24 protein-coding genes and 1 tRNA gene are annotated in these 26,037 nt (G+C 65.4%); 16 read left to right on the top strand and 9 right to left on the bottom strand.

The genetic code is table 11. From position 1 onward, the window contains the following. Positions 1 to 83 precede the first annotated feature (83 nt). The 3 genes from CSQ92_RS12760 to CSQ92_RS12750 are packed head-to-tail and all read right to left on the bottom strand — an operon-like array spanning position 84 to position 2,343. Positions 84 to 1,106 (bottom strand): sulfotransferase, encoded by a 1,023-nt coding sequence (locus CSQ92_RS12760; protein ID WP_099394280.1) that lies wholly within the window; start codon positions 1,104 to 1,106, stop codon positions 84 to 86. Then, positions 1,103 to 1,840: an aspartyl/asparaginyl beta-hydroxylase domain-containing protein gene (locus tag CSQ92_RS12755; RefSeq protein ID WP_099394279.1), complete on the bottom strand. Its 738-nt coding sequence runs from the start codon at positions 1,838 to 1,840 to the stop codon at positions 1,103 to 1,105. The genes CSQ92_RS12760 and CSQ92_RS12755 overlap by 4 nt, the downstream gene beginning before the upstream one ends. After that, a complete protein-coding gene (locus CSQ92_RS12750; protein WP_099394278.1) occupies positions 1,825 to 2,343 on the bottom strand; it encodes a GNAT family N-acetyltransferase in 519 nt (172 codons plus the stop codon). Before CSQ92_RS12750 ends, CSQ92_RS12755 begins: the two co-directional genes overlap by 16 nt. 148 nt (positions 2,344 to 2,491) lie before the next feature. Here CSQ92_RS12750 and CSQ92_RS12745 point away from each other — a divergent pair, with 148 nt between their 5' ends. The 6 genes from CSQ92_RS12745 to CSQ92_RS12720 all read left to right on the top strand — a co-directional run bounded on the left by CSQ92_RS12745 (position 2,492) and on the right by CSQ92_RS12720 (position 9,334). After that, positions 2,492 to 3,520: a hypothetical protein gene (locus CSQ92_RS12745; RefSeq protein ID WP_099394277.1), complete on the top strand. Its 1,029-nt coding sequence runs from the start codon at positions 2,492 to 2,494 to the stop codon at positions 3,518 to 3,520. A 119-nt stretch (positions 3,521 to 3,639) separates the two neighbouring features. Further along, positions 3,640 to 4,299 (top strand): sugar dehydrogenase complex small subunit, encoded by a 660-nt coding sequence (locus CSQ92_RS12740; RefSeq protein ID WP_099394276.1) that lies wholly within the window; start codon positions 3,640 to 3,642, stop codon positions 4,297 to 4,299. Beyond that, complete coding sequence (locus CSQ92_RS12735; RefSeq protein WP_092606243.1) at positions 4,296 to 5,954, top strand: GMC family oxidoreductase; 1,659 nt, start codon at positions 4,296 to 4,298, stop codon at positions 5,952 to 5,954. Before CSQ92_RS12740 ends, CSQ92_RS12735 begins: the two co-directional genes overlap by 4 nt. Beyond that, positions 5,951 to 7,417 carry a c-type cytochrome gene (locus CSQ92_RS12730; protein WP_257219201.1) on the top strand — a complete coding sequence of 489 codons (1,467 nt, stop codon included), beginning with the start codon at positions 5,951 to 5,953 and terminating at the stop codon, positions 7,415 to 7,417. The genes CSQ92_RS12735 and CSQ92_RS12730 overlap by 4 nt, the downstream gene beginning before the upstream one ends. A 145-nt stretch (positions 7,418 to 7,562) precedes the next feature. Further along, positions 7,563 to 7,964, top strand: a complete 402-nt coding sequence (locus CSQ92_RS12725) for a GtrA family protein (protein ID WP_034788967.1) — start codon at positions 7,563 to 7,565, stop codon at positions 7,962 to 7,964. Positions 7,965 to 8,035: 71 nt separating this feature from the next. Beyond that, entirely contained in the window at positions 8,036 to 9,334 is a 1,299-nt protein-coding gene (locus CSQ92_RS12720) for an NCS2 family permease (RefSeq protein WP_070282116.1), read from the top strand. 243 nt (positions 9,335 to 9,577) lie between these two features. Here the strand turns inward: CSQ92_RS12720 and CSQ92_RS12715 are convergent, their stop codons facing one another. Beyond that, entirely contained in the window at positions 9,578 to 10,285 is a 708-nt protein-coding gene (locus CSQ92_RS12715) for a GntR family transcriptional regulator (RefSeq protein WP_052140687.1), read from the bottom strand. Positions 10,286 to 10,545: 260 nt separating this feature from the next. Between CSQ92_RS12715 and CSQ92_RS12710 the strand changes: the two genes are divergently transcribed. Continuing rightward, positions 10,546 to 10,621: transfer RNA gene (locus CSQ92_RS12710), tRNA-Asn, on the top strand. A gap of 152 nt (positions 10,622 to 10,773) precedes the next feature. On the opposite strand, the gene CSQ92_RS12705 is transcribed toward CSQ92_RS12710, so the two are convergent. Then, entirely contained in the window at positions 10,774 to 11,157 is a 384-nt protein-coding gene (locus CSQ92_RS12705) for a hypothetical protein (protein WP_257219200.1), read from the bottom strand. Between the two features lie 325 nt (positions 11,158 to 11,482). On the opposite strand from CSQ92_RS12705, the gene CSQ92_RS12700 reads away from it, so the two are divergent. Together CSQ92_RS12700 and CSQ92_RS12695 are read left to right on the top strand one after the other, a co-directional pair. Then, a complete protein-coding gene (locus tag CSQ92_RS12700) occupies positions 11,483 to 12,274 on the top strand; it encodes an alpha/beta fold hydrolase (protein WP_070255744.1) in 792 nt (263 codons plus the stop codon). After that, the gene (locus CSQ92_RS12695) at positions 12,271 to 12,648 is read left to right on the top strand and encodes a VOC family protein (RefSeq protein WP_092606235.1); all 378 of its coding nucleotides are present in this window, start codon (positions 12,271 to 12,273) and stop codon (positions 12,646 to 12,648) included. Before CSQ92_RS12700 ends, CSQ92_RS12695 begins: the two co-directional genes overlap by 4 nt. A gap of 26 nt (positions 12,649 to 12,674) precedes the next feature. Here CSQ92_RS12695 and CSQ92_RS12690 read toward each other — a convergent pair whose 3' ends face one another. Continuing rightward, a complete protein-coding gene (locus CSQ92_RS12690; RefSeq protein ID WP_143450354.1) occupies positions 12,675 to 13,358 on the bottom strand; it encodes a hypothetical protein in 684 nt (227 codons plus the stop codon). Between the two features lie 135 nt (positions 13,359 to 13,493). Between CSQ92_RS12690 and CSQ92_RS12685 the strand changes: the two genes are divergently transcribed. The 4 genes from CSQ92_RS12685 (at position 13,494) to CSQ92_RS12670 (ending at position 20,150) form a co-directional block, all read left to right on the top strand. Further along, positions 13,494 to 14,333: a M15 family metallopeptidase gene (locus CSQ92_RS12685; RefSeq protein WP_099394695.1), complete on the top strand. Its 840-nt coding sequence runs from the start codon at positions 13,494 to 13,496 to the stop codon at positions 14,331 to 14,333. A 217-nt stretch (positions 14,334 to 14,550) separates the two neighbouring features. Beyond that, complete coding sequence (tssM, locus tag CSQ92_RS12680) at positions 14,551 to 18,384, top strand: type VI secretion system membrane subunit TssM (RefSeq protein ID WP_099394273.1); 3,834 nt, start codon at positions 14,551 to 14,553, stop codon at positions 18,382 to 18,384. Further along, positions 18,381 to 19,361, top strand: coding sequence for a type VI secretion system-associated protein TagF (gene tagF / locus CSQ92_RS12675; RefSeq protein WP_099394272.1), 981 nt, complete (start codon positions 18,381 to 18,383; stop codon positions 19,359 to 19,361). Before tssM ends, tagF begins: the two co-directional genes overlap by 4 nt. A 9-nt stretch (positions 19,362 to 19,370) precedes the next feature. After that, the gene (locus tag CSQ92_RS12670; protein ID WP_099394271.1) at positions 19,371 to 20,150 is read left to right on the top strand and encodes an OmpA family protein; all 780 of its coding nucleotides are present in this window, start codon (positions 19,371 to 19,373) and stop codon (positions 20,148 to 20,150) included. Between the two features lie 141 nt (positions 20,151 to 20,291). On the opposite strand, the gene icmH is transcribed toward CSQ92_RS12670, so the two are convergent. From icmH to tssJ, 3 genes are read right to left on the bottom strand one after another with little or no spacing between them, the layout of a single operon-like run. Continuing rightward, the gene (gene icmH, locus CSQ92_RS12665) at positions 20,292 to 21,077 is read right to left on the bottom strand and encodes a type IVB secretion system protein IcmH/DotU (RefSeq protein ID WP_099394270.1); all 786 of its coding nucleotides are present in this window, start codon (positions 21,075 to 21,077) and stop codon (positions 20,292 to 20,294) included. Next, entirely contained in the window at positions 21,074 to 22,444 is a 1,371-nt protein-coding gene (tssK, locus tag CSQ92_RS12660; protein ID WP_099394269.1) for a type VI secretion system baseplate subunit TssK, read from the bottom strand. Before tssK ends, icmH begins: the two co-directional genes overlap by 4 nt. Positions 22,445 to 22,494: 50 nt before the next feature. Then, a complete protein-coding gene (gene tssJ, locus CSQ92_RS12655; protein ID WP_099394268.1) occupies positions 22,495 to 23,094 on the bottom strand; it encodes a type VI secretion system lipoprotein TssJ in 600 nt (199 codons plus the stop codon). Positions 23,095 to 23,372: 278 nt separating this feature from the next. On the opposite strand from tssJ, the gene CSQ92_RS12650 reads away from it, so the two are divergent. From CSQ92_RS12650 to tssC, 3 genes are read left to right on the top strand one after another with little or no spacing between them, the layout of a single operon-like run. After that, complete coding sequence (locus CSQ92_RS12650) at positions 23,373 to 23,969, top strand: tetratricopeptide repeat protein (RefSeq protein WP_099394267.1); 597 nt, start codon at positions 23,373 to 23,375, stop codon at positions 23,967 to 23,969. A gap of 37 nt (positions 23,970 to 24,006) precedes the next feature. Further along, positions 24,007 to 24,516 carry a type VI secretion system contractile sheath small subunit gene (gene tssB / locus CSQ92_RS12645; protein WP_070255715.1) on the top strand — a complete coding sequence of 170 codons (510 nt, stop codon included), beginning with the start codon at positions 24,007 to 24,009 and terminating at the stop codon, positions 24,514 to 24,516. A 1-nt stretch (position 24,517) separates the two neighbouring features. Further along, entirely contained in the window at positions 24,518 to 26,017 is a 1,500-nt protein-coding gene (gene tssC / locus CSQ92_RS12640) for a type VI secretion system contractile sheath large subunit (RefSeq protein ID WP_070255712.1), read from the top strand. The last annotated feature ends 20 nt before the right edge of the window (positions 26,018 to 26,037 follow it).

Raw genomic sequence — 26,037 nt, 5'->3', positions numbered from 1 at the left:
GCCGTAGTTGAACAGCTATCTATCGCATGGTCTTCAGCGGGTACGTCGACATGCCTCCTTGTCAGAGTTGGGTTTCATGGAAGTCATTGGCTTTGCCCGGCATGCAGCCGCAACGCTTCCAGCGCCAGATAGCCCGGTTGCAATTGCGCGGCGATGGCGGCCAGGCCGTCTGCTGCTGGTACTGGCGGATCGCCGCGGTAGACGGTGCCGTATTTCGCATGCACGCCGCCGCGCGCGCGCATCGCTTGCAGCTGCGTCGCTGTAGTGGCGATGCCGAAGCGGGCCAATAAATCGCTGAAGAGGATGCCTGGCAATTGCTTGTAGTTAATTAACTGCAACTGGCCGGCGGCCGCATGCGGCAGGGCGGCGTTGAGCAGGCTGGCCAGCACCAGGCCCGTATAACCGTCGATATCGCCCGGCGCCAGCTGGTGCGCGGGCAGCGGCAGCTGTGCCGGGTGCAGCATGCCGGGCACCATTTGCGGACCGCGCTGGCGCTGGTGCGAGGCGAGCACGGCCAGCGGTTCGCGGTAGACGAACAGGCAGGGCGTGCCGGGAAATGCTTGCCGCAGCAAGTCCAGGCTGTGGATGTGCCAGCAGTCGAACTTGATGATGAAGTGTGATTCTTCGCCGGAGCGGCGCTGGCCCAGTGCCAGGATGGCCTGGCGCAGCAGGGTGATGCTGGCCGCCGGGTCGCCGCTGTCGTGATGCAGGCGCAGCAGCGAGTCGATAACGGGCGGCTCGGACATGACTATGCATTGCGGCAACGACGCCAGCAGTTGGCTCAGCAGGGTTGAGCCGCAGCGCGAGACGTGGAAGATGAAGGCGTCGGGCGCCAGGCAATCGCCGGGCGTCGCCAGCGCGGCCAGCGGCGTGCGGCAGACGCGGCGCTCCTCGTGCGGCTGGCGCGTCAGCGTATTGACAAAGAAGGCGTCGCTGAAAGCCGTTTCTCCCAGCTCGCGCCAGCATATGGCAGCGTCCGCCAGCGCATCGCCGCGCTCCACGTACAGCGGATACCAGCCGCGCAGATCCATGCCCTCGTGCCATGCCACCGTCTCGCCCCTGGCCAGCAGGCGTTCTTGCTGGGCCAAGCCCGGCGCGGCGCTCACGGCGCGCTCCCGTCGGCCAGGGCGGCCAATTCCCTGGCCAGTGCCAGGCTGGCAGGCGAGGGCGACAATCGCAGCTGGGCGATGACGGCCCGCACATTGCCATCGTGGATGCCGGGGTCGCCATACTTGTGGGCCGCTTTCGGCACGAATCCCGCCGAGGCGAACAGCGCTTCGAGCCAGGCATTGGTGACGCAGTCGAGCACGAGGTGGATGCGCGGCGTCGTGCCCCGGTTGTGCACCGCGTGCAGGCAGCTGGCGTCCATGTACCAGGCGTGGCCAGCCGTGAAGTGGACAGTTTCACCATCGATGGTAAACAGCACCTGCGGCGAAGTGTGGATTGGGATGTGGATGCGGATCAGGCCATCGGCCAGCGACGTGCCGGCGTCGCGGTGCGCGCGGATGATGGCGCCCGGCGCCAGCGCCATCAGGCGCGCGGCGCGGATCTCGCATGCGAAGCTGTCGAGCACTTCGCGCAGGCAGGGGCAGCGCGCCAGTTGCGGCGTGCCTGCGTAGGCGGCGCCGTCGACGGGCATGATGTTGTCGGCTGCACCGCCGGGCGAGCGCAGCGGCACGCAGCTCCAGCCCTGGTCGTAGGCGCCCGTATTGAAATGGCTGATCCACTCGTCCGTGGCGAACTGGTCGCTGTCGTCCTGCATGCGCGCCACGTCGAAGTGCAGCGACAGCTGCAGCCAGCTGCTGGGGATATGCTGCGCCGGCACTATGGCGCGCTCCATTCCAATTGCTCCTGCACCTCGTTTTCTCCGCGCAGGCGAAAGCCCAGCCGCTGGTACAGGGTGCGCGCGGCGGCGTTGCTTTTGTTGACGGCAAGGTGGATCTGGCATTGCTCCGCGCCCGCTTGCGCCTGCAGGCCGCGCAGCACGGCGCTGCCGGCGCCCTGGCCTTGCGCGGCGGGCAGGATGGCGATGTCGACCAGGTGCAGCACCTGATCCTGGCGGTCCAGGATCAGGCGGCCGATGGGGGTATCGCCGTGCTGCAGCACCAGGTACACGGCGTGCGGATAGGCCTGGCGGTAGCCGTGGCTTTGCATGCGCTGCTGCATGGCGATCAGCTGTTCGATGACGGCGGGCTCGGCCGGCATCTGGCGCAAGTCGCCGCGTGTGGAACTGTACAGCGCGGCGGCAAAGCCATCGTCGCCGTCGCGCTGGGCGCGCAACTGGTAGGGGGCGGGCAGGCTGGCGAGGACGAGGGTGAGGTCGGAAAGCGGCAAGGCGTGCATCGATGCTCCGGTAGGTGTTTGCGGCTGGAGATAAATTAACAGGCGTACAGTTATTTGCTATGCTGCCAATTTTTCCGCGTACTTGCAATCATTTCAAGGAAGCCGCCATGCATTCTGTCTTTATCCCGCCTTCCCAGTGGAGTCTCGCATGAATCCGGCACGCGCGGAACTGGCCGCCATCGCGGCTGCGCTGTGCGATCCGCAGCGTTCGCTGGCAAGCCTGGTCGGCGAAACGGTGCAGCTGCGCCAGCTCGTCGAACGCCATTCGCGCCTGCCCATGGACCGGCAGGACGGTTTGCGCGACGGCGAAAGCTTTCTTCCCAGCGGCTGGGCCATCTCGCCCGTGCAGGCGGGCCTGTGCGCGCGCGAGCCGTACCGCAGCGCCGCCTTCATCCAGGGCCTGGCCCTGGCCGTGCGCGAGCGCCTGGAGGTGAGCGGTGGCCGGCCGGTGCGCGTGCTGTATGCGGGCTGCGGACCGTTCGCCTTGCTGGCCCTGCCTGTGATGGCCGTGCTGGATGCGGATTTGGTGCAGTTTGTCATCCTCGACGTGCATGCCGAGACCCTGGCCTATGCGCGCGAACTGATTGCAAGCCTGGGCCTGGATAGCCATGTCACGGCATACATTTGCGCCGACGCGGCCGCCTACCGCATTGCTGGCGGCGCCATGCCGGACGTGATCGTCAGTGAAACCATGAATACGGCGCTGGGCAAGGAGCCGCAGGTGGCCATCCTGCGCAATCTGCACGCGCAAGCGCCTGCGGCGGCGCTGCTGCCGGCATCCGTCACCGTGCACCTGGGCCTGGACCGGCGCGCGCCGGATGCACCGTGCACCGACTGGGGCCGCGTGTTTGCCCTCGATGGTGACGCCTTGCGCACCTGGCAGGGCAGGCAGGACGAGCAGGGCGACAGCTTGCCGGCCGCCAGCATCCGCCTGCCTGACGTGCTGGAGCAGGCGCCGCGCCTGCTGACGCGCATCCGCGTGCATGGCGACATCGTCCTGGGCGACCATGACTGCAGCCTGAACCTGCCCCTGGCCCTGCCGGGCAAGCCGGCCCTGGCTGGCGGCAGCGTGCTCGACTTCCATTACCGCCTGGGCGGCCAGCCGGGACTGGCGTTCAGCGTGCGCGACACGCCTGAATCCATCCAGGAATTGCACCAGCCAGTATCTCGGTCGTAATACTACATTGGCAGACAATTTACTTCTGTAGGATAATATGGAACCGGTTCCATGTATGCGCAAATGCAATGTGGCGCAATCATCGAAGTCAATAAAACAACAAGTCTTGCGGGAGTCTCATGAACCATCCAGGCAGCGAACCATCTGCAACATCCGTTTCATCCCTTCCCCGCATCAGCCGCCGCCACGCCCTGATCGGCCTGGCCGCCTTGCTGGCGCAGGCAGGTTTCTGGAGCAATCCCCTGTCCGCCGCCATGCAGGCGCCGGCCAGCGCTCCGGCACCCGGCCTGGCGCCCGTCACGATGCTGTTCTATACCTTGTCGCAAACGATCACGGGCCACCGCGATTTGTCCGCCGACACGGCGGCGCGCATCGAGCAAGCCATGCGCACGAACGTGCCCGGCTTCGCCGGCCGCTTGCCGCAGCTGGGCGCGCTGCTCGTCACGGGCCAGGAAGCGAAAGCCCTGCTGGCGGCCGCCAGCGCTGCGGACACCGGCCTGCGCGAGCTGGCGCTGGCCATCGTTGCCGCCTGGTACACGGGCACTGTCGTCGGCAACGCGGCGCAGGGCACGAAGTCCATCGTTGTCGCGTATGCGGAAGCGTTGATGTACCGCACGGTGGCCGATGGCCAGGTCGTGCCGACCTATTGCAATTACGGCCCCCTGTGGTGGCTGAAGGCGCCGCCGGCCGTGCGCGTCTCCGCGCCCGTGGCGCCAAAACCCGTACCGGCCCCGGCCACCACCGGCACTCCCGAACCGAAAGGCAAGCAAGCAAAATGAAATCACCCCAATTCAAGAGTAATGGCGACGTCGTCGCCGATGTCGTCATCGTCGGTACTGGCGTCGTCGGCGCCATGATGGCCGACCAGCTGGCCGCGCAGGGCCATTCCGTGATCATGCTGGAAGCGGGCCTGCGCATCGAGCGTGGCCAAGCCGTGGAAAACTGGCGCAACATGCCGTTCGAGAACCGCGTCGGCTCCGACTTCCAGGGGCTGTATCCGCAGGCGGACAACGCGCCCGCGCCGCTGTATTTCCCGAAGAATAACTACGTGGAATTGTCCGGCCCCAGCGGCAGCAGTTTCCAGCAGGGCTATCTGCGCACGGTGGGCGGCACGACCTGGCACTGGGCCGCGTCGTGCTGGCGCCATTTGCCGTCCGACATGCGCATGAAAAGCGATTATGGAGTGGGGCGCGACTGGGCCATTTCCTACGATGAGCTGGAACCGTACTATTGCCGCGCCGAACAGGAAATGGGCGTGGCCGGCCCCAACGATCCCGCCTTGCAGTCGCCCAGCGAACGCAGCGCGCCGTACCCGATGGACATGGTGCCCTGGGGCTATGGCGACAAGCGCTTCGCCGAAGTGGTCAACCCGCACGGCTACCGCTCCGTGCCGATCCCGCAAGGCCGCTCGACGCGCCCATGGCAGGGCCGCCCGACGTGCTGCGGCAATAACAATTGCCAGCCGATCTGCCCCATCGGCGCCATGTACAACGGCATCCACCACGTGGAGCGGGCCGAGTTGAAGGGCGCGGGCGTGCTGGCCGAGGCCGTCGTCTACCGCATCGACACGGACCAGAACAACCGCGTGACGGCCGTGCACTGGTATGACGCGAAGAAACAGTCGCATATGGCGACGGGCAAGGCTTTCGTGATTGCCTGCAACGGCATTGAAACACCGCGTTTGCTGCTGCTGGCGGCCAACCAGAACAATCCGAACGGCATCGCCAACAGTTCCGATCAAGTCGGCCGCAACATGATGGACCACTCGGGTTTCCACTGTACTTTCCTCGCCAATGAACCGATCTGGACGGGCCGTGGTCCTGCGCAGAGCAGCTGCCTGGTGGGCCCGCGCGACGGTGCCTTCCGCGCGCAGTATTCGGCCAACAAGATGATCCTGAACAATATCACCCGCGTCGGACCCGCTACGCAGCAGTCCTTGAAGCTGGGACTGGTGGGCAAGGACCTCGACGATGAAATCCGCCGCCGCGCCGCGTTCGGCGTGGACTTGTCGATCAGCCTGGAACCGCTGCCGGAAGCGCACAACCGTTTGACCTTGAGCAAGACGCGCAAGGACCCGCTGGGCCTGGCCTGCCCGGACATCTACTATGACGTGGGCGACTACGTGCGCGATGGCGCGAAGGCCGCGCATGCGCAGCTCGAGCACATCGGCAAGCTGTTCGGCGCCGTGGAATTCCATATCACCGACAGCCTGAACGCGAACAACCACATCATGGGCGGCGTCATCATGGGCAGCAACCGTCTTGACTCCGTGGTCGACGGCAATTGCCGCGCGCACGACCACGCCAATTTGTGGCTGCCGGGCGGCGGCGCCATGCCGTCGGCCAGCGTGGTCAACACCACCCTCAGCATGGCCGCGCTCGGCTTGCGCGCGGCCGACGACATCGCCCGCACCCTGGCAAGGGAGGCAGCATGATGCGCCGTTTATTACTGAGCCTGGCGCTGGCAGCCGGCTTGCCGCTGGCCGCCCACGCCGTGCCACCGGCACCGCCTGTCACCCTGACGCCGGACCGCCCGGCCGCGCCTGCCGCCGCCAGTCCCGATGCGCGCCTGGAGCGGGGCCGCTACCTGGCCATCGCGGCCGATTGCATGGCTTGCCATACGGCAGCGGGCGGCAAGCCGTATGCGGGTGGCTACGCCATCGATTCACCGCTGGGCACGATCTACGCGACGAACATCACGCCGTCGAAACAAGGCGGCATCGGCCACTACACGGAAGCCGACTTTGCGCGCGCGCTGCGGGAAGGCGTGCGCGCCGACGGCAGCCATCTGTATCCGGCCATGCCCTACACCAGCTATGCGCAGCTGACGGATGCGGACGTGGGCGACCTGTATTACTACTTCATGCAGGCCGTCAAGCCTGTCGACGAGCCGGCGCGCCAGACGGCCCTGCCATTCCCGTTCAATGTGCGCCTGTCGATGCTGGGCTGGAATACCTTGTTCCTCGACAATAAACGCTTCGTGCCGGACCCGGCGAAGAGCGCGCAGATCAACCGCGGCGCCTACCTGGCCGAAGGCCTGGCGCACTGCAGCGCCTGCCACACGCCGCGCAACGCGCTGATGGCGGAAATCGGCAGCCAGACCCTGGCCGGCGCGTCGCTCGGTTCCTGGCATGCGCCGAACATCACGTCCGACAAGGTCAGCGGCATCGGCGCGTGGACGGATGCGGAAATCACGGCCTACCTGAAGACGGGCCACGTGGAAGGCAGGGGGCAGGCGGCGGGCGGCATGGCCGAAGCCATCCAGAACAGCCTGCAATTTTTGCGCGACGACGACGTGGCCGCCATCGTGGCCTGGCTGCGCACGGTACCGCCCGTGCGCGCGCCGGGCCAGACGAAAGCTGCCTTCAGCCATGGCAGCGCCGCCAGCGAAGAGCCGCTGCTGCGCGGCATGGCCGGTTCCACCGAGCACCATTCGCTCAACAGTGGCGCCGTGCTGTTTTCCGGCTACTGCGCCAGCTGCCATTCGGCCAGCGGCGCCGGCAGCACGGGCCAGGCGTATCCCGCCCTGTTCCACAACACGGCGACGGGCGGCAATACGCCGGCCAATCTGGTCTCGGCCATGCTGTTTGGCGTCGAGCGCAAGATCGAAGGGGAAGAACACGAAGCGTTCATGCCCCGTTTCGACCAGCGCTCCTACGTGCAGCCATTGACGGATGAGCAGATCGCCTCGATCGCCAATTACGTATTGAAACAGTACGGTAACCCGGATGTGTCCGTCACGCCCGCGTATGTGGCGCAGGCGCGCAGCGGCGGCGAGAAGCCCGTGCTGGCGCGTGCACAGCCCTTCATGCTACCGGGCGGCATCGTGGGAATCTTGCTGCTGATCGCGCTGTTCGTGTGGCTGCGCCGGCGCCGCCAGCGCAAGGGACAAGGGTAGAAGCGACGCCGCAGCGGCGGCGAATATGAACGTTGGGCGCAACTTGCAGTAAAATGCAGGCTGAAAAATGGTTACGAGCAATCGTAGCCATTTTTTATTCTGGCCTGATCCTGGCGATTGTTTTCGTCTTATTTGAAAATTGACAATGTCCCATTCCCTGCATCACCAATTTTTACGTTTCGCCGCCGTCGGCGCTTCCGGCACGGCCGTGCAATACAGCGTGCTGTGGGGCGGCGTGGAATGGGCCGGCATCAGCGCCGCCGCCGCGTCCGGCATCGGCTACATCCTCGGTTCCGTCGTCAACTACCTCCTCAATTACTTTTTCACGTTTAAAAGCGACAAGGGCCATGGCGAGGCGGCTTCCAAGTATTTCACCTTGCTGGGCATCGGCTGGTGCATCAATACGGGCCTAATGTGGCTGCTGGTACACCAGCTGGGCTGGTATTACTGGCTGGCGCAGGTGCTGGCGACGGGCATCGGGCTGGTCTGGAATTTTGCGGGTAGCCGCTGGTGGGCCTTCAAGCCGGCCGGCGCAGCGGGGAAGTAGTCATTTCGTCATAAAAAGAGGCGCACTGGCCACACGCAGGCGCCCGGTTTTACCAAAACAAGGGGTTAATCATGCAGTTCCTGGAACGCTATTTCAAACTGAAGGACAATGGGACCAATGTGCGCACGGAGCTGCTGGCCGGCCTGACCACGTTCCTGACGATGGCCTACATCATCTTCGTCAACCCGTCCATCCTCGGCGACGCGGGCATGCCGAAAGACTCCGTTTTCGTCGCCACCTGCCTGGCGGCCGCCATCGGCACCCTGATCATGGGCCTGTATGCGAACTACCCGATCGCGCTGGCGCCGGGCATGGGCCTGAATGCGTACTTCTCGTACACGGTGGTCAAGGGCATGGGCATGAGCTGGGAAGTGGCGCTGGGCGCCGTCTTCATTTCCGGCTGCCTGTTCATCCTCGTCAGCCTGTTCAAGGTGCGCGAGATGATCATCAACAGCATCCCGCCTGCGTTGCGCACGGCCATCACTGTCGGTATCGGCCTGTTCCTGGCCATCATTTCCCTGAAAAGCGCGGGCGTGGTGGTGTCGAACCCGGCCACCATCATCGCCCTGGGCGACTTGCACCAGGCGGCGCCCATCCTGGCCATCCTCGGTTTCTTCATCATCGTCGCGCTGGACCGCCTGAAAGTGCCGGGCGCCATCCTGATCGGCATTCTCACCATCACCGTCGCCAGCTTCTTCTTTGGCGGCAACCAGTTCAACGGCATCGTTTCGGCGCCGCCCGCCATCGAGCCGACCCTGTTCAAGCTCGACATCATGGGCGCGCTGTCGATCGGCATCGTCAACGTGGTGCTGGTGTTTTTCCTGGTGGAATTGTTTGATGCGACGGGCACCCTGATGGGTGTGGCCAACCGCGCCGGCTTGTTGAAAGACGGCAAGATGGAACGCATGAACAAGGCCTTGCTGGCCGATAGCACGGCGATTGCCGCCGGCGCCTGCCTGGGTACGTCGAGCACGACGGCCTTCGTGGAAAGCGCGGCCGGCGTGCAGGCGGGCGGACGCACGGGCTTGACGGCCGTCGCCGTCGCGCTGCTGTTCCTGGGCAGCCTGTTCTTCGCTCCGCTGGCGCACACGGTGCCGCCGTACGCGACGGCGCCCGCGCTGCTGTACGTGGCCTGCCTGATGCTGCGCGAACTGACCTTCATCGACTGGGATGACAGCACGGAAAGCATTCCTGCCGCCATTACGGCGCTGATGATGCCGTTTACCTATTCCGTGGCCAGCGGCGTCGCGTTCGGCTTCATCACCTATGCCGTCTTGAAACTGTTGACGGGCAAGGGCAAGCAGGTATCGGTGGTGGCTTACATCATCGCCGCCATCTTCCTGTTCAAGTTTATCTACCTGGGCGAATAGCAAGTTTGCCGGCAAGCAGTTGCCGTCGCTTGTGACAAGGCCGCCCGTGCATCCGCATCGGCGGCCTTTTTTGATGGGCGGCTGAGAACCTATCCCAGTAGATGAATACATCCGCTGCTGGCGCCCCTCAAAAGCGGGGACTGCGTTGTTCGTCGTTGCGTGGCTCGCCACGCGTCCTCCTCACGCCTTCTCCGCGCTCCTGATCCGCTGCCAGCAGAAGACGCTCCCTACTGGGATAGGCTCTTACATCAGCAGCGCGGCCACCAGGTCTTTCTTGTGGTCGCCGGCGCTGCCGTCGAAGCGCAACGCCGCTTCCACATGCGCCAGGTGCTCGACCATCAGGCGCGCCGCCAGGTCGGCGTCGCCGCTGCGCGCCGCGTCGAGAAAGCGGCCGTGTTCGTCGCACGAGCAGGCCGCGTCGTGGCCGGACTGGTACAGCATGGTGATGAGCGAGCTGCGGCCCACGAGTTCGCGCACGATGTCGCGCAGCACGGCGTTGCCGGCGATATCGGCCAGCAATACGTGGAAGTCGCCCAGCAGTTGTGAGCGCAGCGGCGTGTCCCGTGCCAGCGCCTGGCGTTCCGCTTTCAGGTGCCGCTCCAGCATCCGGTAGTCGGCAGCTTTGGCCCGCGCGACGAATTCGCGCGCCAGGGCCGCCTCGATGATGCGCCGCGCGGCAAAGATGTCGCGGGCCTCCGCCTCCGTTGGCTGGCTGACGAAGGCGCCCTTGTCGGGCACCATGCGTATGAGTTTGTCTTTCGAGAGTATCAGCAGGGCGGCGCGGATCTTGGTGCGGCTGACGCCATACAGCCGGCACAGCGCCTCTTCGCGCAGGCGCGTGCCGGGCGGCAATTGGCGCGCCACGATGGCGGCCGCCATATGCTCGGCAATTTCCGCCGAGCTGTCGCCGCTGCCGGGTTGGTCCACCAGGGTTGCGCTTGATTCTGTCATGTCGGATGAGAGCAGTAAGCCAGGGGCAAGGCGAACCTTGCAAGCGCATGTCCGCGTGGCGGCGTGGTTGACGCCCCGCTGTCGGCATGCGGTTGTGCGCCTTGCGTGTCGCTAAGGCCTGGCTATTCTACTATCTTGCGTGGCGCAGCGCAGACGGACCCTGCCATCTGGCGAGGCTCGCTCGCTGGCGGTCTGTTTTGCTGGCCATGCAGATTGAAACTGGACATGGGAAATTTTGACGTATATAATTCGGCCTCCTTTCCCTGATAGCTCAGTTGGTAGAGCGACGGACTGTTAATCCGCAGGTCCCTGGTTCGAGTCCAGGTCGGGGAGCCAGAACAAGCAGCAGCAAAGGGCCACGTGGCAACACGTGGCCCTTTTGTCATGCGCGCACGGTTTCCCGTTCGCGCTGGCCATTGCTTCAGTGCCTTGGCGACGTGCGCGATGCCGGCCCGCTGGTGGCGGGGGCGCGCGCAGTGTTTCCCGGATCAGGGATCCACAAACACGTCGAAACGCACCTTCAGCGGGCTGCCCCACGAGATATCCACCCAGGCCCGGAAACCGCCGTTATACGGTGCGATGTTGTACACGGCCATGCGGGCTGAGCCGATAAAACGGTCCTGGGGCGTCGCGGCATACTCGCTGATGTTGAGCAATACGCGCGAATTGGCCTTCACGTTGGCATTGGCGAAGTTGACCGAAGGATGCACGCCATTGGCCGTCCACGTGTAATAGGTGGTGAAGGCGGCGGGGCTCAGGTTCAAGTCTTGTGCTGCCGCGCCTTTTGCACTCTTGCCTTCCTGTTCCATCGGCGCATCGGTTTCTTCCAGTGCCAGGTTGCTGCCGGTGCGGTGTTCTACTTTCATTTCCATGATGTACTCCTGATCGATAGTTTGGACGCCGCGCCTGTCGTCGTGCGGCAAGACGCCTTATCTGTTGCCGTGACGGCCAGTGTCACGTCCTGGCTGATAAGGTAGCCGTCTGCTCCATGCTGTTGGAGTAAGCCATTCTAGGCAAACGCGCGGGCAAAAAGCGCGCGGCGCCGCCGGAAAAACGGCGCTCACTTGTGCTGGCGCAAACACCTTGCAGGCAGGCGGGAATATCTTTTCCAGTAGGCTATTTTTACGGGGCGCCACGCATGCCGTGCAGGACAATGGCACAATAGGCCCAGCCGACCTGCCGATGCGAGCCTAGCCCATGCCGATACTGAACCTGAGCGCCGAAACCGATATCTATTACGAATTGATCGAAGGCGACCCCGCCAAGCCTTGCCTGGTATTCCTGCACGAGGGACTCGGTTGCTGTGCGATGTGGAAAGATTTCCCCGCGCAGCTATGCCAGGCGACGGGGTGCCGCGGCTTGCTGTATGACCGCCATGGCTATGGGCAGTCGTCGCCGCTGGCGGCGCGCCGCCAACTCCATTATTTGCACGACTATGCGCTGTGCGAGCTGCCGCAGGTGCTCGCGGCACTGCTGCCGGGACAGGACCATTTTCTCGTCGGCCACTCCGATGGCGGCAGCATTGCCCTGATCTATGCGGCACAGCAGCCGCCGCGCTTGCGCGGCATCATCACCGAAGCGGCGCACGTGTTTGTCGAGGGCATCACGCTCGATGGCATACGCGTGGCGGATGCGGCGTTTGGCGCGGGCAAGCTGCGCGCGCTGGCGAAATACCATGGCGACAAGACGGAGACCATCTTCAAGGCCTGGTCGGATACCTGGCTCAGTTATGGTTTCCAGTTCTGGAACATCGAATACCTGCTGCCCTCCGTCGAATGTCCGGCGCTGGTGGTGCAGGGCAGCGAGGACCAGTACGGCAGCGCGGCCCAGGTCGACACGATCGTGGCGCAGGCGCTCAACGCCGTGCCCGCCATTGTCGAGCAGTGCGGCCATACGCCGCACCAGGAGCAGCCGCAGGCACTGCTGGCGCTGATGGAAGGTTTTTTGCAAGGCCGCATGGACGCGGCCACTCACCCGAGAACTGTATGATAGACCACCTGGATCACCTGGTATTGACCACCCGCGACAAGCCCGCCTGCATCGATTTCTATACGCGCGTGCTGGGCATGCAGCTGGAAACGTTTGGCGCCGGCCGCCATGCGTTCAAGTTTGGCGCGCAAAAAATCAATCTGCATGAGGCTGGCAAGGAATTCCTGCCCAAGGCGGACTTGCCCACGCCCGGCTCGCTGGACCTGTGCTTCATCGCCGCCGTGCCGCTCGACGCGTTCATCGCCCACCTGGCGGCGCTGGGGATTGCCATCGAGGAGGGACCGGTGGCCCGCACGGGCGCCAATTGGCCCATCCGCTCCGTGTATCTGCGCGACCCGGACCGCAACCTGATCGAAGTGTCCGAACGCGCCTGAGGTTCGTCAACCGCCAGCAATACCCATCAATGGCAGGCGGGATCGCTGTCCCAGCGGCCCGAGCAGATGCGCGAGCGGCACAGCATGCCTTCGATCAGGCCCAGCTGCTGACAGCGCCGCAACAGTTCCGCCGTTTCCTGTTCCCCCTCCCGCTGGCGCAGCACCACGTCGCGCAAGGGCGCCGCCGTGCTTTCTTGCCGGTGCGCATGGGCCACCATCGCCGTCAGCAAGGTCACGTCGCTGTCGCCGGGCGCGGCAACCGGCCTCGGCCCCTGAGGGCGCGCGGCGGCCTGGCGCACGGGCGGTAGCGTCTTGTGCGGTGCGCTTGCTGTCGTGGCGGCCATCGCAGGCAAGGGCGGTCCCGCCGTATTGACGATGGTGGCCGCCTGCGCCGCGTGCGGCGGCACCGTTGGCGCCGGCATTGCGGGCGGAGCCTCAGTCACGGCCGTGACGGGCGCCGGCGGCAGGGGCAGGTCGTCCGTGTCATAAGCGAGCACGGCCGTGATCAGCACCGCCAGGCACAGCGCGCCAGCAGCCCCGTGCCGCCAGCCGGGGCGCCAGCGCAGTGCAGGTCTGGCCACAGGCGCGGCGATGCCGTGTTCGAGCTGCGACAGGATGCCCTTGCCTTCGATGCGCGCGCCAGCCGCGCCGGTCTTGCTCAACAGGTCAGGGCTGCGCGCCTGGCCATCCCCGTTTTTCAGTAAAGACAAAATATCACCTCCGCAGTGGAACAAACTCGACTGACCTTGATGTAAACCGCGCTCATGCGGACCGCGGACGCCTACGATCTAGCGATGCCGCCGAGCATGCTGCCCGGCGCCCGCTATTCCCGTCACGGAGCGCCCATGTTCGTCGCCCTGGTCTTGATGTATTTCCTGCTCGCCTGTCTTGCCTGCTGGCTGCTGCTGTTTCCCGGCGGCCGCGCCATCGTGCTGCACACGCTCGTCAACCTGGGCTGGCGCATGCAGCGGCGCGCGCAGTACCTGAAGGGCGGCAGCGGCGCGCAGTGGCGGCGCGTGCAGCGGCAAACGGGCTCGGGCATGGCGCGCGCCTGGCAGCTGCTGTGGCTGCATCGCTGGCTGAGTCTGGCGGGCAGCGTGCTGGTCATCGTGCCGCCGCTGCTGGCCTGGCTGTCCAGCGACCGCATCGTCTTGCGCGGCTATGCCGACCAGCAACACGCGATCAATGACCAGGTCAGCGATTTGCTGAAGGGCGAGCAGCTGGTGCCGCCGCCGGCCTTGCCGCCGCTGCTGTTTTCCACGGCGGAAGTAACGCAGCTGCGCCCGCTGCTGGGCGGCGCCAGCCGCAACTGGCAATTGCTCGACCACGATTTCGCGCAGCGCCTGCTGCTGGTCTTCAAGATCATGAAGGACGTGTATGGCTACGACATGGTCTTGCTGGAAGGCTATCGCAGCCCTGCGCGCCAGGATCAATTGGCAGCGGCCGGCCCGAACGTGACGAACGCGAGGGCATTTCAAAGCTATCACCAGTATGGCCTGGCGGCCGATTGCGCATTCATGCATGAAGGAAAGCTCATCATTTCTGAAAAAAATGCCTGGGCCATGCGCGGCTACCGTTTATATGGCGTGACGGCCGAATCGGTGGGCCTGCGCTGGGGCGGGCGTTGGACCATGATGGATTTTGGCCACACGGAATTGCCGCAACCGCGCGTGCTTGGCAAGTAAGCCGCGCCAGTCATTCTAGCGCCGGGTTTCGGCCTGATTTTCACCGCTGCAAGCTTGCTTGCGCGGCGTCAATGGCAGGCCAGCGCCTGCCGCGCGCTGGCACCTGGTACTTGTCATATGTCAACAAAGGTGCGCCGCATTGCTGTCAGCATGGGCCGAATCCGCCTCGCTGCGCGGCGGCGTTCCTCCTGCTTTGCGACCTCACCCTGGGCTCATCATGCTGCGACGAATCTGGCATTTCCTCACCGACAGCCGCAATCTGACCATCTTCGGCTTCATGGCGCTGGCCGTGTTCCTGTACCTGGGCGCCGAGGTGCTGGAAGTGGCGCTGGTATGGGCCCTGGCCTTGCTGCTGCTGGCCTTTGTCACGTGGCTGGGCCTGTGGCTGTGGCGCCGGCGCCGCGCGCGGCGCGATGCGCAGGCGCTGGGGCAGGCCATCCTCAACGAAGCCGAGATCGCCGCCGCGCAAGCCGCTTCGGCATCCACGGCCGGCAGTACGCAGCGGGGGGAACTCGATGCCGTGCGCACGGGCATGCTGGCCGCCATCGAGACCATCAAGACGTCCAAGCTGGGCATCAAATCGGGTGCCGCCGCCTTGTACGAACTGCCGTGGTACATGATCATCGGCAATCCGGCCGCCGGCAAGAGCAGCGCCATCCTGCATTCGGGCCTGCAGTTTCCCTTTGCCGACGGCAAGATCATGCAAGGCGTGGGCGGCACGCGCAACTGCGACTGGTTTTTCACCACGGACGGCATCGTGCTCGACACGGCGGGACGTTATTCCGTCGTCGACGAGCATCGCGGCGAGTGGTTCGGCTTTCTCGACCTGCTGAAAAAATACCGGCGCAAGGCGCCCATCAACGGCATCCTCATCGCCGTCAGCATCGCCGAATTGAAAGGCGACCCTGATGTCGGCATGCAACTGGCGCGCAGCCTGCGCAAGCGGGTGCAGGACGTCATCGAACGCCTGGAAGTATTCGCGCCCCTGTACATCGTGTTTACCAAGGCGGACCTGATCGCCGGCTTCACGGAGTTTTTCGCGGATGCCGAGCGCAGCGAGCGCGAGCGTGTATGGGGCGCCACCATGCCCTACCAGCGCAAGTTGCACACGGCGGATTTGCTGGCGTTTTTCGACCAGAGTTTCGATGAATTGCACGATGGCTTGACGGAACTGAGCCTGGCCAACATGGCGCACCGGCAACGCAAGACGATGGCGCCCGGCGTCTTTACCTTTCCGCTGGAGTTTGCCGCCATCAAGCCGGCCTTGCGCGCCTTCATCGCCACCCTGTTCGAGGAGAACCCGTTCCAGTTCCAGCCCGTGTTCCGCGGCTTTTACTTTACCAGCGCGCTGCAGGAAGGCGAGCCCGTCAGTGCCTCCTCGCAGCAGGTGGCGCGCCGCTTCGACCTGGCCTTCGCGCCGGCCCCGGCCGCGGCGCCGTCCTGCGCGCGCCAGCATGGCTATTTCCTGCTGGAGCTGTTCCGCAAGGTGATTTTTGCCGACAAGCACCTGGTGGCCAACTATGCCAACCGTGCCAAGCTGCGCTTCAAATATGCCGTGTTCTTTGCCGCCACGGTGTCGCTGGGCGCCTGCCTGGGCGGCTGGAGCTGGTCCTATCTGGGCAATCGGCAACTGGTGGCCAACGTCGAGGCCGATTTGAATAAAGTGGTGAAGCTGCAGGAGCGGCGCCTGGACTTGCAGTCGCGCCTGGAAGCGCTCGAGATCTTGCAGGACCGCATAGAGCAGCTGGAAGCGTACCGCACGCAACGGCCGTGGTCCCTGCGCCTGGGCCTGTACCAGGGCGAATTGCTCGAACGCAAGCTGCGCGAGGAGTATTTTGCCGGTGCGCGCCAGGTCATGCTCGGCCCCGTGGCGGGCGCGCTGGAAGCCTTGCTGTTTGAAATGAACGCCAGCGCGGACCAGCTGCAGCCCACGGTGCGCACGCCGCAGACGCCGGCCGCCGCGCCGGCAGCGCCCACGGCACCGCGCAGCGTCCAGTACCAGGCGGCCAGCGCGACGAATGTGGAAGATGCCTACAACGCGCTGAAAACTTATCTGATGCTGGCCGATAAGATGCATGCGGAAAGCAGCCACCTGAATGACCAGCTGACGCGTTTCTGGCGCGCCTGGCTGGAGGGCAACCGGGGCGCCATGCCGCGCGAGCAGATGATACGCAGCGCCGAACGGCTGCTGACGTTCTACCTGGCGCAGATCGGCGATCCGTCCTGGCCGCGCATCGAGCAGAAGCTGGCGCTGGTCGAGCAGGCGCGCGAAAACCTGCGCCGCGTGGTGCGCGGCATGCCGGCGCGCGAGCGCGTGTATGCCGACGTCAAGGCGCGCGCCTCGACGCGCTTTCCCGGCATGACGGTGGCGCGCATCGTCGGTGAACAGGATCAGGCGCTGCTGGCGGGCAGTTACGCCGTCTCCGGCGCCTTTACGCGCCAGGCCTGGGAAAAGTTCGTCGAGGGCGCGTTTCGCGATGCCGCCAACCGCGAGCTGCAAAGCGCCGACTGGGTGCTGAAAAGCGTCTCCACCGACGACCTGACCCTGGAAGGCAGTCCCGAGCAGATCGAGAAAAACCTGGTGGCCATGTACAAGGCCGACTATGCGCGCGAGTGGCAAAAATTCGTGCAGGGCGTGGCCGTCGCCGACCTGCAAGGTTTTGACGGCGCCGTGCAGGCGATGAACCGCCTGGGCGACCCGCAGTCGTCGCCGATCGCCAGGCTGCTGACGACCATCTATCAGGAAACTTCGTGGGACAACCCGGCGCTGCAGAATGCCCAATTGCGCCAGGCCGAGCGGGGCATCGTCGGCTGGTTCAAGGAAACCGTGCTGCGCCGCGCGCCGTCGCCGCTGACGGCCAGTCCCGCCGCTCTCAATGCGCAGCTCGACCCGGCCCGGCTGGACAAGCCCATGGGGCCTGTCGGGCGCGAATTTGCCGGCGTGGGCAAGCTGGTGGCGGCCAGGGACAATAATGCATCCCTGATGCGCGCCTACCTGGAAGCGCTGTCGAAACTGCGCAGCCGCCTGAACCAGCTGAAGAACCAGGGCGACGCGGGGCCGGGCGCGCGCCAGTTCATGCAGCAGACCCTGGAGGGCAGCGGTTCCGAACTGGCCGACGCCCTGAAACTGGTCGACGAGCAGGTGCTCACGGGGATGAGCGACGCGCAAAAGCAGGCGATTCGTCCCCTTCTCGTGCGCCCGCTGATGCAGACCTTTGCCGTCATCGTCGCGCCGGCCGAACTCGATATCAACAAGACCTGGGCGGCGCAGGTGTATGAACCGTTCCAGAAATCGCTGGCCAACAAATATCCATTCGCGCCCACGGCGCGCATCGAGGCGAGCAACCTCGAGATCGGCCAGTTCTTCGGCCCGGAAGGCCTGGTGGCGAAATTCGTCACCACGTCCATGGGCCCGCTGGTGGTGCGGCGCGGCGACGTGCTGGCCCCGCGCACCTGGGCCGACATGGGCATCAGCCTGTCGCCGCAGGTGGTGGCGCGTTTCCCCGGCTGGATCGCGCCGCTGGGCGCGGGCGGCGTGGCGGCCACCTCGACGGCGGCGCAAACCGTCTTCCAGATCCAGCCGTCGCCCGCGCCGGGCACCCTGGAATACACGGTGGAGATCGACGGCCAGCAGCTGCGCTACCGCAACACCCCGGCGCAGTGGACGAACATGGTCCATCCGGGCCCGCAAGGCGCGGCGGGCCAGCAGGGCGCGCGCATCACGGCCGTCACCTTCGACGGGCGCACGGTGGAACTGTTCAACGAGCCGGGCCAGTTCGGCTTGAAGCGCATGATCGACGCGGCGGCCAAGAAGCGCAAGGAGGGTGGCGTGTTCGAACTGCGCTGGGCGCGCGGCGAGGTGGCCGTGGCGATCGACCTGAAAATCACCAGCAGCGCCGAGACGACGGGCGCGGGATCCGCCACGGCGGTGCAGGAGCAGGGCTTTCGCGGCATGCAGCTGCCCGAGACGATCGTCGGCGCGCCCGGTGCTTCTGCCGCGCCTCCCGCGCAGGCCATCGCCGCCGCAGTCATGCCCGGAGTTTCGCCATGATGCGCGCGGCGCAGCAGGTGCGCCTCGGCTACTTTGGCAAGATTCACGCGCGGGGCGACTTCATCAAGGCTTGCGACAATCACGCGCTGGTGCAGCTGCTCGACGACTGGCTGGCGCAGGTCATGACTGCCCTGACGGTGGAACCGCGCTGGAAGCTCAATTACGACGCCTTGCCGCCGCTGCGCTTTGCCTTCGTCGGCACGCGCAGCCGGCGCGCCATCGCCGGGCGCCTGGAAGCGAGCAATGACCAGTCGTTGCGGCGCTTTCCCTTCATGGCCATGGGCGCGCTGGAAGTCGATGACGCCGAGACCTTTGTCGCTTGCAGCCCGCTGGCGCTGGCGCCACTGTGGCAGCGGGTGGAGCAGCTGTCGCAAGGCATCGTGGCCAGCGCCGAACCGGGGCCGGCCCTGCTGGCGCTGGCCGGCAACGTGGTCGAAGTCGAACCGGCGGCACCTGATCACGCGGCGCGGCTGGCTGCCTTCTTGCAGGCGCAGACGGTGCACGGCTTGCAGACGCTGCTGGCATCGCCCGCGTTTCCCGTGACGGTGCGCGAACTGCTGCTGGGCCTGGGCATGCTGCTGCAGCCGGTGCGCCAGAGCGGCTTGCCGCGCCTGGAAAAAAGCCTGGTGCTGCCGCTGCCGCAGGACGCGCAGCTGCGCGAGCTGGTGGCCAGCTTGTGGCTGCACCTGATCGCACCTTTTCTGAGCCTGGCCGATTTCGAACTGGCGCTGTTCTTTTCCCACCTCGACGAGGCGCCCGTGCTGGTGATCGGCTTTTGCGGCGCCGACCCGCATGGCTTGCGCGCGCTGATCGATCCGCAGGCCGGCTGCGAACGGCTGATCGTGTTCGACCAGCTCGACTGGGTCGAGGAGCAGTTGGGACGCGATGCCGCCCTGCGCCAGTTTTCCGCCTGCCTGCAGCAGGAACAGCTGTCGCTGCGCTCGGCCTGCGCCATGTTTGCCGATACCTTTGTCTGAAGGATTGCGATGAAACCGCTTGCCACTTTCCTGCTGCTTGCCGCCACCGCGCCCTGCCACGCGCAGGCGCAAGCGCCCCAGACACCGATGCCGGGGCAGATCCTTGTCACGGGCACCCTGGCCGACGAGGCGGGCAAGGCGGCCGTGCTGGCCCGCCTGCGCGAACTGTATGGCGCCGAGCGCGTGGTTGACCAGATCGCCATCGGCAGCGTGGCCGTGCCGGCCAACTGGAACGCCTACGTGCACAAGCTGATCGCGCCGAACCTGAAGCTCATTTCACGGGGGCAGATCAGTATCGACGGCAATAACGTCAGCGTGCGCGGCGAAGTGGCGAACGAGGCGCAGCGCCAGCAGATCGCCAGCGACATCGCCACCAGCCTCAATCCCACCTACGTCGTCAACAACGGCTTGCGGGTCAAGGCGGCGGAGGCGGAACAGGGCTTGCTCGATGCGGCGCTGGATAAACGCATCATCGAATTCGACAGCGGCAAGGCGTCCATCACGCCGGCGGGCCTGGCCATCCTCGACGAGATGGCGGCAGCCATGCTCAGGCTGCGGGGCCGCAAGGTGGAGGTGATCGGCCACACGGACGACACGGGCCTGCGCGCCAGCAATGTGGCCCTGAGCCAGGCGCGCGCCGAAGCCGTGCGCGCTTACCTGGCCACCAAGGGCGTCGCGGCCGATTCGCTGCTGGTGTCGGGCCAGGGACCGGACCGTCCCGTGGCCAGCAACGGCACGGCCGATGGCCGGGCGAGGAACCGGCGCATCGAGTTCCGTATTGAGCAATAGATTGGCTTGACACCTCACAGAACCGTAGCGAGCGGATGAGAGTTGTGGCCGAGAAGCGCAGGTGTGCGAATGCACGGGGACGCCGAGTCATTGAGCATCGCAGGCCGCAAATCTCGACGCGCAGTAGGTTCTGTGAGGTGTTCAGGGCAGGGTGATGGTCAGGTGCGCGGGACGCGGCGCCAGTTTGACCAGGTCCGCATACGCGGCCAGGGTCGTTTGCGTGCCGCGCGTCAGATGGGTTTTCAGGCCCAGGTAGGCGCAGATGGCCAGCAGGGCGAAAAAGCTCGACAGCGCCCACAGCGGCACGTCGCTGCCGCGCTTGTTGACCACCTGGTCGGGGCGTTCCGCGCGCGGCGCGAAGCCGCGGCTCTTGCCCTTGATGTGGGCGATCTCGTCGCCCAGGCGCGCCGTCAGGTAGCTGAGTTTTTCGCCGCCGTCGATCGCATACTTGCCCTGGAATCCCAGCAATAAACACATGTGGAAGACCTGCAGCGCCTGCACGCGCATGGCGCCCTTGCCGCGCAAGGCGTCGAGGCGGTCGAAAAAGTGTTCGCCGGCCAGCTGGTCGCCAAAGATCAGCAGCTGCAGCGGGCGCCGCTCCCACTGCTTGCGCAGGGCGAAAGGCGAAGCCAGGATGATTTCATCGACGGCCGCGCAAAACGCATACTTGGCTGCCTCGATATCGTCGCCATCGGCGCGGATCTTTTTTGCTTCGCGCTCGAAGTCGTCGAGGAAGGCCGTGATGCGGTCCATGAAGCTTTGCTCGTCGCCGGGCGCCGAACCGTGCTTCAGCATGAACAGCATGTAAAAGCCTTCGTGCATCAGGTCCAGCAGGGCGCTGCCGGCATGCCGGCTGCCGCCGGTTGGGGCGGAACCGCGTTGTCCCAGCAGGGAGGGCGCTGCGCGCCGTTCGATGAGCTGGCTCATGCCGTCACCGCGATCAGTTCCAGCTGCAGGTCGCGTATGCCGGCCGGCACGTACACGGAGATCGACTGCGCCTTGAGCATCTGTTCATATAGCACGCCACGGTTTTCAATCGCAAAATAATAGGTGTCGGGGCGCACGGGAATGGCGGCCGGCACTTGCGGCGCATGCGACGGTTTCAGGCCGGGCATGGCCGTGAGCACGCATTTTTCCACGTCGTCGGGCGCGCCCACTTTCACGCGCAGCGGCACCACGTCCACCAGTTCGATGGCGGGCATGGCGGCGCGGATCGCCAGGTACAAGGTGGTGTGCTGGTCGATCTTGCCCGAATCGAGCTTGCCCAGGTAGTACGACGGCTGGTCCTCGAGCAGGGCGATGGAAAAATACTTCGACGAGATGACGGTGTCGAGCAGTTCGCGGATGATGCCGTCGATGGCGTCGAAGCAGGCGCCCGGTTGCGCGTGGTCGTAGGCGGGCAGGCTGGCCAGCGTGTAATGCTTGGAGTAGCTGAGCAGGCCGCCCGCCAGTCCCAGCAGCGCTTCGTACAGGCGCTCCGGATGCAGGGCCGGATGGCGCACATAGTGCATCAGCGCGGCGGCGGCCGTGCTGACCGTATGCAGCAGCCAGAACGAGGACACGTCGCCGGAGCGGAACTCGATCACATTGCGGCTCGGTTCGCGGTGGTGGCCGTGCAGCGCGCTCACCTTCGCCTGCAAGGCGTCGAGCAGGTGTTCCAGCACGCCCTGCAGGCGCGGCGCGCCGGCGATGGCCAGGCTGGGGGCCATGAACGAGGGCACGGGTTCGAAGCCGCCAGATACCGTGCGCCGCAGGGCGATCAGCGGCAGGCAATCGTAGGAACCGCGCGCCTCGCTGTCGGGAATCAGCCGCACGGTTTTCTTCAGGTAGGCCACGTCGGCCACGGCGGACTCCGTAAACAGGTCGGGCGTGGCGCGCATGGCGTGCGCAAAGCGCGTGGCCGCCGGCATGCCTGCCGTCGATGCCTGCGCCGTGTAATTCATGCCTTCGCGGTTGAGGATGGGCAGCGCCGCGTAATACGTCACTTCCTGCACCGCCGGCGGCAGCGCTTCCAGGTCCACGGGCGGGGGCAGGGTATCGCTGCCGGGCGCGCCGTCGCCCAGCGACTCGAACACTTCGCCGTCGCGGAAGATCGCCGACAGGGCATGCAGGCGCAAGGTGCCCGTCTTCAGCGCCGCCAGGTCCCACGCCATGTGCGCCACGCCCCACAGGTAGGGATGCAGCGCGCTGGCCGTGTGATGCAGGCGCGCTTCGTGATACTGGTCCTGGCGCTGGAAATGCTGCGGCCGCAGGAACAGGCCCTCTCCCCACAAGATTTTCGCTGCCATGCCCATCTCGTTTCTCCTTGAATGTGTGGCGTGCCGGTGTGCCTTGCTGCCCTGCGCTACTGGCAGCGCAGGGCAGCCAGCGGCGCCATGCCGCTATCCATGCTGGCGACGCTGAGCGCGCAGGCGTGCAGGCCGACGGTGATGCCTCCGCGTTCCGCGTCGGCGGCGACAAAGGTGGCGCGCCAGCGCTGTACCGCAGGCGCGCGGAACAGGGCCACCACGCCGATGAAATATGCTTCCTTGCTGACTTTTTCCTGCACTTCGTAGCGCTGGCCCGGCACCAGAAGCACTTCCTTCACTTCCATCAGGTCGGCGCCCAGCGCGGTCTTTTCACGCTGCGCGTCGAGGAAGCTGTCGTAGGGCGCCTGCTCGAAGGCGGCGCGCTGGCGCAGCTTGTAGACGCGCGCCACCAGCGCCAGCGGCCGTCCGTCGGCATCAGTGTTGAGGCGCTGCGCCGCATGCAGGCGGATGCTGACATTGCGCGGCGGCTTTTGCGCGTCGGGCAGTTCCGCTGGCGGCCTGGCCACGCCGGCCACTTGCAGCGCCGCGTTGACCAGGGTGCCGATGGCGCCGCCCGCACAGCCGGCCAGCAGAAGGGCCGGCAGCAGTGGCGCGGTGGCGCGGGCCAGGCGGCGGAGCGGGGCGTCAAATGGCATGGGTGATCTTTGCAAGGTGAACGGTGGAAATAAAAGTGTTGCAGTCATTTAAGCGCATGCAGGGGCGACCCGCTTGCGTTGGCACAAAGTCCGCCTGCGATCAAGATAATTACTGCGCCAGATCAGGATTCATGTCGCTGCGCGCGGCTGTGATGTGGAACTTCTTCTTTGCTGATTAATCTCAATTTGGCAAAAAAATTGGCGATCAATAATGGCCTCCACCAAGGCGCCGCCCATCTTTCCCAGCGGTAGCGTCCTCCACGTGAAGGAATGCCCCGATGAAGCCAGCCACCATGTTGCCCCGTATTGCCTGCCTCGCCAGCGCCCTGCTGCTGGTCGCCTGCGCCACGCCAGAACAGCCGGCGCCCCAAAAACCTGCCGCGCCGACCCTGGCGCAAGTGATGAGCGATGCCGATGCGGCTGCGCGTGCCGGCCAGTACGAGCGCGCCATGACCCTGCTCAAGGCCGGCGGCAGCAGTTACCCGGCCGACAAGGCGCCATGGCTGCAAATGGCGCAGATGAAGTTCGACCGCGGCCAGTACGGCGACGCCATCGGCCATGCGCTCGAAGCGCTGGAGCGCGACCCGGACGACAAGGTCGCCAACAGCATCGTCGCCGTCAGCGGCTTGCGTTTGTCCGGCAAGGCGCTGTCCGACCTGTCGCGGCAAAACAATCTGAATGGCTCGCTGCGCTCGGAAGCGCAGGACCTGGCCAAGCTGCTGCGCGCGAGCATCGGCGAAGACGTGCTGGTGCCGCCGGCCAAGCGCCCGCCGGCGGCCGCCAAGCGCGCTGCGATGTCCGGCTCCGGCACGCCGGCGGCGAAGGGCGCGGCAGCGCCGGCAAGCGTGGCCGATCCGTTCAGCGGCTTGAAATAAGCGAGCATCCCCACCATCCCCTTGCAAAGGAAGCGACATGCCCAAGTCCGACAGCGTGCAGAAACGCCTGCAGAAGATACGCGCGCCGCGCGTGCAAATGACCTATGACGTCGAGATCGGCGACGCGATTGAAAACAAGGAGCTGCCCTTCGTGGTCGGCGTGCTGGGCGATTTTGGCGGCAATCCGGACAGCGAGAAAAAGCGCCTGAAGGACCGCAAGTTCGTCGCCCTCGACCGCGACAACTTCGACGAAGTGCTGGCCGGCGTGGCGCCGGTGGCGCGTTTCGCCGTGCCGAACCGCCTCAGCGAGGCGGGCGGCACGTTCGCCGTCGATCTGCATTTCCGTTCGATGGACGACTTCCGTCCCGAATCAGTGGTGCGCCAGGTGGCGCCCCTGCGCAAGCTGCTCGAGGCGCGCACCAAGCTGGCCGACCTGCGCAACAAGCTGGCCGGCAACGACAAGCTGGAAGACTTGCTGACGGAAGTGCTGAACAACACGGACAGCCTGGCCACTCTGAAGCCGCAGTTCCCGGCGCAGGAGGATTGAGATGAGCGCCCAGGCAGAAGCCCCAGAATCCCTCGCTGTATCCGCATCCGATGCGCCGGCCGCCACCGATTTGCTGGACCAGATCGTCGAGCAAAGCCGCGTCGCCAAGTCCGGCGCCGAACATGCGCGCGCGCGCGATCTGATCTCGGAGCTGGTGGCACAGGTGCTCGATGGCACGGTGCTGATGTCCAGCAGCCTGTCGGCCACCCTGGACGGGCGCGTGGCGGAAATCGACCGCCTGATCTCCGCCCAGCTCAGCGAAATCATGCATGCGGCGCCGTTCCAGCAGCTTGAGCAAAGCTGGACGGGACTGCGCTACCTGGTCGGAAATTCCGATACGGGCACGCGCCTGCAGATCCGCATGTTCAACGCCACCAAGCGCGAACTGGTGAAGGATTTCCAGGCCGCGCTGGAGTTCGACCAGAGCAGCATGTTCAAGAAGGTGTATGAAGAAGAATTCGGTACCTTCGGCGGCGCGCCGTTTGCCGCGCTGCTGGGCGACTTCGCCATCTCGCGCCAACCGGAAGACATGTATTTCGTCGAGCAGATGTCGCACATCGCCGCCGCCGCGCATGCGCCTTTCATCGCCTCGGCCGCGCCGGAACTGTTTGGCCTGGAAAGCTATGGCGACCTGGGCAAGCCGCGCGACCTGGCCAAGGTGTTCGACACCATCGAGTACGCGAAATGGAAAGCCTTCCGCGAATCCGAGGATGCGCGCTATGTCGGCCTGACTTTGCCCCGCTTCCTGGGCCGCCTGCCGTTCAATCCCGTCGATGGCACCACGGTCGAAGGTTTTAACTTTGTCGAGGAAGTCGATGGCAGCGACCATCACAAATACCTGTGGTGTAACGCCGCGTATGCGTTCGGCTGCAAGCTGACGAGCGCCTTTGCCGACTACGGCTGGTGCGCCGCCATCCGCGGCGTGGAGGGCGGCGGCCTGGTGGACGACCTGCCGACCCACACCTTCAAGACGGACGAGGGCGACGTGGCCCTGAAATGCCCGGCCGAAGTGGCGATCACCGACCGCCGCGAAAAGGAATTGTCGGACCTGGGCTTCATCTCGCTGGTGCACTGTAAGAACACGGCGTATGCGGCGTTTTTTGGCGCGCAGTCGGCGCAGAAAAGCCGCAAGTACAACAGCGATGCGGCCAACGCGAACGCGGTGCTGTCATCCCAATTGCAGTACATCTTTGCCGTTTCGCGCATCGCCCACTACATGAAGGCGATGATGCGCGACAAGATCGGCAGCTTTGCCGCCGCCTCCAACGTGGAGGATTTTCTGAACCGCTGGCTGATGCAGTACGTGCTGCTCGACGATAACGCCAGCCAGGAACAGAAGGCGCAGTTCCCGCTGCGCGAGGCATCGGTGCAGGTGCATGAAGTGCCGGGCCGGCCCGGCGTGTACCGCGCCGTGTCGTTCCTGCGGCCGCACTTCCAGCTCGATGAGTTATCCGTTTCGCTCCGACTGGTCGCGGAGTTGCCGAAGTCGACCAATTCCTGATTCACCCATCTTTCAACCAG

It is taken from the genome of Janthinobacterium sp. BJB446 (genome assembly GCF_002735655.1).
GTDB lineage: Bacteria > Pseudomonadota > Gammaproteobacteria > Burkholderiales > Burkholderiaceae_D > Janthinobacterium > Janthinobacterium lividum.
Note: the sequence above shows the minus strand (reverse complement) of the source record. Positions and strands in the feature narration are given on the sequence as shown.

What these genes read in the sequence shown, in the direction of transcription:
- CSQ92_RS12705 (WP_257219200.1), bottom strand. Translation starts at nt 11,157, where the DNA reads ATGGAAATGAAAGTAGAACACCGCACCGGCAGCAACCTGGCACTGGAA.
- icmH (WP_099394270.1), bottom strand. Translation starts at nt 21,077, where the DNA reads ATGAGCCAGCTCATCGAACGGCGCGCAGCGCCCTCCCTGCTGGGACAA.
- tagF (WP_099394272.1), top strand. Translation starts at nt 18,381, where the DNA reads ATGATGCGCGCGGCGCAGCAGGTGCGCCTCGGCTACTTTGGCAAGATT.
- CSQ92_RS12715 (WP_052140687.1), bottom strand. Translation starts at nt 10,285, where the DNA reads ATGACAGAATCAAGCGCAACCCTGGTGGACCAACCCGGCAGCGGCGAC.
- CSQ92_RS12725 (WP_034788967.1), top strand. Translation starts at nt 7,563, where the DNA reads ATGTCCCATTCCCTGCATCACCAATTTTTACGTTTCGCCGCCGTCGGC.
- CSQ92_RS12650 (WP_099394267.1), top strand. Translation starts at nt 23,373, where the DNA reads ATGAAGCCAGCCACCATGTTGCCCCGTATTGCCTGCCTCGCCAGCGCC.
- tssJ (WP_099394268.1), bottom strand. Translation starts at nt 23,094, where the DNA reads ATGCCATTTGACGCCCCGCTCCGCCGCCTGGCCCGCGCCACCGCGCCA.
- CSQ92_RS12745 (WP_099394277.1), top strand. Translation starts at nt 2,492, where the DNA reads ATGAATCCGGCACGCGCGGAACTGGCCGCCATCGCGGCTGCGCTGTGC.
- CSQ92_RS12670 (WP_099394271.1), top strand. Translation starts at nt 19,371, where the DNA reads ATGAAACCGCTTGCCACTTTCCTGCTGCTTGCCGCCACCGCGCCCTGC.
- tssM (WP_099394273.1), top strand. Translation starts at nt 14,551, where the DNA reads ATGCTGCGACGAATCTGGCATTTCCTCACCGACAGCCGCAATCTGACC.
- CSQ92_RS12750 (WP_099394278.1), bottom strand. Translation starts at nt 2,343, where the DNA reads ATGCACGCCTTGCCGCTTTCCGACCTCACCCTCGTCCTCGCCAGCCTG.
- CSQ92_RS12730 (WP_257219201.1), top strand. Translation starts at nt 5,951, where the DNA reads ATGATGCGCCGTTTATTACTGAGCCTGGCGCTGGCAGCCGGCTTGCCG.
- CSQ92_RS12755 (WP_099394279.1), bottom strand. Translation starts at nt 1,840, where the DNA reads ATGGAGCGCGCCATAGTGCCGGCGCAGCATATCCCCAGCAGCTGGCTG.
- tssK (WP_099394269.1), bottom strand. Translation starts at nt 22,444, where the DNA reads ATGGGCATGGCAGCGAAAATCTTGTGGGGAGAGGGCCTGTTCCTGCGG.
- tssB (WP_070255715.1), top strand. Translation starts at nt 24,007, where the DNA reads ATGCCCAAGTCCGACAGCGTGCAGAAACGCCTGCAGAAGATACGCGCG.
- CSQ92_RS12695 (WP_092606235.1), top strand. Translation starts at nt 12,271, where the DNA reads ATGATAGACCACCTGGATCACCTGGTATTGACCACCCGCGACAAGCCC.
- CSQ92_RS12700 (WP_070255744.1), top strand. Translation starts at nt 11,483, where the DNA reads ATGCCGATACTGAACCTGAGCGCCGAAACCGATATCTATTACGAATTG.
- tssC (WP_070255712.1), top strand. Translation starts at nt 24,518, where the DNA reads ATGAGCGCCCAGGCAGAAGCCCCAGAATCCCTCGCTGTATCCGCATCC.
- CSQ92_RS12720 (WP_070282116.1), top strand. Translation starts at nt 8,036, where the DNA reads ATGCAGTTCCTGGAACGCTATTTCAAACTGAAGGACAATGGGACCAAT.
- CSQ92_RS12735 (WP_092606243.1), top strand. Translation starts at nt 4,296, where the DNA reads ATGAAATCACCCCAATTCAAGAGTAATGGCGACGTCGTCGCCGATGTC.
- CSQ92_RS12740 (WP_099394276.1), top strand. Translation starts at nt 3,640, where the DNA reads ATGAACCATCCAGGCAGCGAACCATCTGCAACATCCGTTTCATCCCTT.
- CSQ92_RS12685 (WP_099394695.1), top strand. Translation starts at nt 13,494, where the DNA reads ATGTTCGTCGCCCTGGTCTTGATGTATTTCCTGCTCGCCTGTCTTGCC.